Source organism: Bradyrhizobium sp. Kon37, assembly GCF_055807535.1.
Genome location: NZ_JBVVOY010000223.1, coordinates 1 through 299, shown reverse-complemented (window position 1 = coordinate 299; position 299 = coordinate 1). Strand labels below are relative to the sequence as shown.

Below are 299 nucleotides of genomic sequence, written 5' to 3'. Positions count from 1 at the left end.
GGCACCTGTTTAAGTTTCTACGACTGGTATTGCGACCTGCCGCCCGCCTCGCCGATGACCTGGGGCGAGCAAACCGACGTACCGGAATCTGCCGACTGGTATAACTCCAGCTACATCATCGCCTGGGGGTCTAACGTACCGCAGACACGTACGCCGGACGCCCACTTCTTTACCGAAGTACGCTACAAAGGCACTAAAACCATCGCCATTACCCCTGACTACTCTGAAGTGGCCAAATTGTGCGACCAGTGGCTGGCACCGAAACAAGGCACTGATAGCGCCCTGGCGATGGCAATGGG

General features: G+C 57.2%; 1 protein-coding gene. It reads left to right on the top strand.

Annotation, left to right across the window (positions count from 1 at the left end; genetic code table 11):
• A partial coding sequence (locus tag AC0L3J_RS37900) for a molybdopterin-dependent oxidoreductase (RefSeq protein WP_473350520.1) occupies positions 1-299 on the top strand: 299 nt, incomplete at both ends.